This window comes from Dietzia sp. SLG310A2-38A2 (assembly GCF_014145095.1).
Taxonomy (GTDB): Bacteria; Actinomycetota; Actinomycetes; order Mycobacteriales; family Mycobacteriaceae; genus Dietzia.
In genome coordinates, this window is the sequence record NZ_JAALDX010000548.1 from 2,687 (window position 1) to 3,165 (window position 479).

1 protein-coding gene is annotated in these 479 nt (G+C 68.5%); it reads right to left on the reverse strand.

The window, feature by feature from the left end; translation table 11 throughout:
- The coding region (locus tag G6027_RS17960) for a zinc-binding dehydrogenase (protein ID WP_182638323.1) at positions 1 to 479 on the reverse strand (479 nt) is incomplete at both ends.

Here is a 479-nt window from a genome sequence, read left to right on the forward strand (position 1 = left end):
CGCGCCCTGCAGGGTCTTCTGCTGCATGGCCAGGTCGAGGATGGAGATCTGCGCGTCGACGGCCATCATGTCCCCCAGCCCCACCACGACGCAGCGGCGCCCCTTGCCGGTGAGCATCAGCCCGGGCAGCAGGTCCTTCCCGTCCACCACACCCATGGTCAGCAGGACCAGGTCCGCCATGCGACCCCAGCTGAGCTCCCCCACCAGCGCCATGGCCTCATCCATCGAGGAACACGTGTGCGTCGCCCCGAACTCCATCGCCTTCTCGCGCTTGAACTCGACCGGGTCGACGGCGACGATAGCGCGCGCACCCGCCGCCGCTGCACCCTGGACCGAGTTGATGCCGATCCCACCGACTCCCACGACCACCACGATGTCGCCCTCCTTGGCGCCGCCGATCTCCGTGGCCGAGCCCCAACCGGTGCACACCCCGCAGCCGAGAAGTGCGGCTTTGTCCAGCGGGATGTCCTTCTCGATCT